Source organism: Streptomyces sp. NPDC059668 (genome assembly GCF_042734135.1).
In the GTDB taxonomy this organism is placed as follows: Bacteria; Actinomycetota; Actinomycetes; order Streptomycetales; family Streptomycetaceae; genus Streptomyces.
The window spans coordinates 1-3604 of sequence record NZ_JBHWEL010000108.1; the positions used below are offsets into that span (position 1 = coordinate 1).

Annotated in this window: 4 protein-coding genes and 1 pseudogene; 1 reads left to right on the forward strand and 4 read right to left on the reverse strand. The window is 68.3% G+C overall.

Annotation, left to right across the window (positions count from 1 at the left end):
* Nucleotides 1-296: pseudogene (locus ACFV2J_RS39910) on the forward strand (transglutaminase domain-containing protein); the annotation flags it as partial.
* Between the two features lie 302 nt (nucleotides 297-598).
* Here ACFV2J_RS39910 and ACFV2J_RS39915 read toward each other — a convergent pair.
* The 4 genes from ACFV2J_RS39915 to ACFV2J_RS39930 all read right to left on the reverse strand — a co-directional run bounded on the left by ACFV2J_RS39915 (nucleotide 599) and on the right by ACFV2J_RS39930 (nucleotide 3433).
* Nucleotides 599-1081, reverse strand: coding sequence for a hypothetical protein (locus tag ACFV2J_RS39915; RefSeq protein ID WP_385097399.1), 483 nt, complete (start codon nucleotides 1079-1081; stop codon nucleotides 599-601).
* Between the two features lie 15 nt (nucleotides 1082-1096).
* Nucleotides 1097-1330, reverse strand: a complete 234-nt coding sequence (locus ACFV2J_RS39920) for a hypothetical protein (RefSeq protein WP_385097402.1) — start codon at nucleotides 1328-1330, stop codon at nucleotides 1097-1099.
* Nucleotides 1331-1515: 185 nt separating this feature from the next.
* The gene (locus tag ACFV2J_RS39925; protein WP_385097405.1) at nucleotides 1516-2829 is read right to left on the reverse strand and encodes a hypothetical protein; all 1314 of its coding nucleotides are present in this window, start codon (nucleotides 2827-2829) and stop codon (nucleotides 1516-1518) included.
* A complete protein-coding gene (locus ACFV2J_RS39930) occupies nucleotides 2819-3433 on the reverse strand; it encodes a DUF6114 domain-containing protein (RefSeq protein ID WP_385097407.1) in 615 nt (204 codons plus the stop codon). Before ACFV2J_RS39930 ends, ACFV2J_RS39925 begins: the two co-directional genes overlap by 11 nt.
* Nucleotides 3434-3604: the final 171 nt, after the last annotated feature.

Genomic DNA, 3604 nt, shown 5'->3' on the forward strand with positions numbered 1-3604 from the left:
ACGGCCCGCTGGTCGGGGAATGGTTCGTGGCAGGCAACGTCCGGCTCGACCTCGCGTCACTCAACAAGGTCGAGACGCTCCTCTGGGATATATGGGGGGCCGGGGCCAGCAGCGACGGGGAGATGACGGACGCCATCCGCAAGCTGTACGACGGAGCCGCGGAGATGACAGCCGGAGAGGTGCCCTTCAGCGCGGCGCGGCAGCTCTTCGTGGAGAACGACGGGCTGCGGATGCCGGGGGCAGTAACCTCCCTCGCCCCGTTCAACGGCCCAAGTGAGGTCACCCTCCGCCACTGACCTTGGTGTGCCCTTTGCCTCTGGTCTCGAACAGCACGTCGCACAGAGTCACTCACCTGGAGATTCGCCGGACAGGCGGACGGCCCTCGCATGAGCATGCGTTCCGTCACAGAGGTCGTCGTGGCCGGGTTGGTGGCCTTGCCGCGCCACTCCTCGAAGTACTCGCCAGGGACTTCAGGTTGCGGCCGATACCCGGAAGGCCGTGGTCCGCCGCGGCGGCGGCAGCGCCTTACCCACGCACCCCGCCCGGCACCGAGGGCGCCTCCTGGTTCCAGGGGGCGCCCTCGGTCCTTCGCCGTTGATCACGCGGCCGGCGGTGCTCCCACCGTCTCCCGCAACCACGCGTTGTCGCGCAGCTCCGGATGGGCGGTGGTGATCAGCCGGAACGCTTCGGCCTTCGCCCGGCCGGTGAGCTGTCGCAGCTCGGCCCAGGTCAGCTCCACCACACCCGGCGCGTAGTTCGTCGAGAGGACGACGGTCTCCGGTCCACGGCTGAGGGAGAACACGTGACGGGTCACGCTTGTCTCCACCGCGATGCCGCTCCGGATCTCCAGCTCTCTTCTCGCGTACTCCAGCATCAGTGCGAAGTCGACCACGGGCAGTCCCGGCGTGCGCAGGCTGAGGTCCACTCCGTGGATGACGAGCCGCACGTCTGCCCGGAAGTAGCTCATGGAGAAGTCCGCGCCGGTCAGCTCCGGGTGCTCCGGCCGGTCCGGGTTCTCCGGTCGCCGGTCCGGGGACCAGAAATCGTCCTCGGCGCGGGGCTCGAAGTAGAAGGTGATCATCTTTTCTTTCTGCCCCTACCAGACGTTCTCGGGCTGTGCGCTCTTGAGATTGCCGAACTCGTCGACGAAGAGACGGATACCGTTCTGACCGTTCGCGCCGGTCGTGATCTCATCGAATGCGTCATCGATGAAGCTGCCTCCGCGAGGGTCGTTCTTGGGTCTCGCCGCCTCGTGTCCGTACTGCGCGGTCCGCTCGATGAGTTGTTTGAGCTTGTCGCCGTCGATCCCCTGGGCGCACACGTTCTGCATGACGCCGTCCTCGTGGTACTTACCGCCCCACAGGTCTCGAATTCTCTTTACGTTCCCCTTGCCGCGCCCCGCGGCCCCCCAGGAATGCCTGAGGGCGCCTCCTGCGTGAACAGGGGGCGCCCTCAGGGTGTTGCGGCTCCCGGAAAGGTCGTGGGCGGGTCCGAGGATCCGCGGGCCGGGGCCGGTCAGCTGGTGTACTGGTGCAGCCCGGGTATGGTCAGCGTCCCGCCGAACTGCCCGGCCTGCACGACCTTCACCTTGGTGAAGTAGATCAGCGGGATGTTCAGGGGCGGCGGGTTGTCCGGGTCGAACGTGATCGGTATCAGACCGAGCAGGTTCCCGGAGATGCTCTCCGTGTACATGACCGTCTTGCCGTCGCGGATGGTGGACGTCGTCCCCTTGCCCGCCTGTACGTGGTACGTCTTGCCGGCCTGCGCGTCATTGACCGTCTGGTGCAGGTCGCCGATGTCCGTGCCGTCGGAGATCACGTACTTCAGGACCTTCTTGATCTTGCCACTGGCGGTCTTCACCTTCACCACGCCCTGGTAGTCGGCACCCTTGAGCAGCAGCGAGCTGGCGTTCAGGTACCACGGGTCGTCGGGCAGCAGTACGGAGTTGTCGACACCGCCCTCGGCGTCCGTGGCGACCGGGCAGTCCGACGGGTCCGTGGTGGCACTCGCGGACGGGCTCGGGGACGAGGTGGCCGCGTCGGTGGCGTCCTTGACCGCCTTCGTGGTGTCCTCGGCCGCCTTGGTCGCCGTGTCGGTCGTGTCCTTCACGGCCTTCTTGACCGTGTCGGTGACCTTGTCGCCGGTGTCCTTGACGGTGCCGGACGCGCCCTTGTCCTTGGTACCCCCGGCGCTCGCCGAGGCGGACGCGGAGGGGGTGGCGGACGGCGTGGGCGTGGAGCTCGCGGTGGAACCGCCGCCGCCGGTGAGGACGCCGGTGATGGCGTCGCCGACGGCGCCGAGCAGTCCGCCGCCGCCCGTGGAGGCCGACGGGGCCGCCGCGGGCTTCTCGTCACCACCGGTGCCGGTGCCGCTCTGGGCCGACTTGCTCGCGGACGGCGTCGGGTCGGACCCGGCCTTGTCGTCGGAACCTGAATCCGGCGAAGAGGTCTTGTCCGGGGACGCGCTGGCCGAGGGGGTCGGTTCCGTCTTACCGGGTGAAGCGGTCGAACTCGCCGAGGAGGAGGCGGAGGGCGTCGGTGTGGCCGAGGCGTCCTTGCCGTCCTTGGAAGCGGTCATGGCGTCGACGCACTTCTGGTATTCGTCCACCGTCAGGCTCTTGGACGACGAGTGGTCGTCCGCCTGTGCGAGCGTGGGGGTGAAGCCCATGCCCATGAGGACGGCCGTCGGCATCGCCGCGATGGCCACGGCTTTGCCCGCGGGAACGTGGAATCTGGTGAACAGGGGCTTCCTGGGGGCCGCGTGGCGCGGTCCGGTTCTCACCCGGGACTCGTCGGCGTCCGTCCCGCGGGTCGCCTCGTCAGCCGGCACTGTGCCTCCCGTTCGCCCCGTAGGCGGAGCTCATTCCTGACAGGTCCCTCGGCTCGCCACCCGTCTCGCCGGCGTCCGCGGGACCCGCGCTGTCCACGCCGTCCGGGGTACCGGTGGGTTCCGGGGCCGGCGGAGTGTCCGGGGTGTCGGAGGCGCTCGGGGCGCCACCCTGGCTCTTGTACGTCGAACTGCGCTTTTCCTCACCGGAGTCGCCCGGGGCCCAGGAGACCGCCATCGCTCCGCCCACCATCGCGAGCAGGAAGCCGACGAGGAAGCCGCCGAGGTTGGCCACCGGAATGGACACCAGCCCCAGCAGGATCGCCGCGACTCCGGCGAAGGTCCGTACGTGCTTCTGGAACCAGAGGCTGAAGCCCAGCACGAAGAGCAGCACGCCGATGATCAGGGAACCGGCGCCGCCGGGGGTGCCCATGGCCATCGTCAGATGGCCGATCTGGAGGTGTGCGTACGGGAAGTACACGATGGGGATACCCGCGAGCAGGACGTACAGGCCCGCCCAGAACGGGCGTTCGCCCCTCCAGGACCGGAAGTTCCGCCGGAAGACTTGGAGATAGTGCTCGCTCTGCCCGGGTGACTCGGCGCTCATGGAAAACGGCTCCCTGGAACTGCTTACTGTGAGAAGTTCACATACTGCGGAAAGAGGTGGGGGGGGGGGGGGGGCGGGCGGGGCCCCCCCCCCCCCCCCCCCCGAGTGGTTGAAGCAAAAGTTGTGCCCGGGGCCCCCCCAAAAAAAAGCCCAGAGGAGGTTATATGGAGC

Coding starts and splice junctions, on each gene's coding strand:
- ACFV2J_RS39915 (WP_385097399.1), bottom strand. CDS start 1,081: ATGATCACCTTCTACTTCGAGCCCCGCGCCGAGGACGATTTCTGGTCC.
- ACFV2J_RS39920 (WP_385097402.1), bottom strand. CDS start 1,330: ATGCAGAACGTGTGCGCCCAGGGGATCGACGGCGACAAGCTCAAACAA.
- ACFV2J_RS39930 (WP_385097407.1), bottom strand. CDS start 3,433: ATGAGCGCCGAGTCACCCGGGCAGAGCGAGCACTATCTCCAAGTCTTC.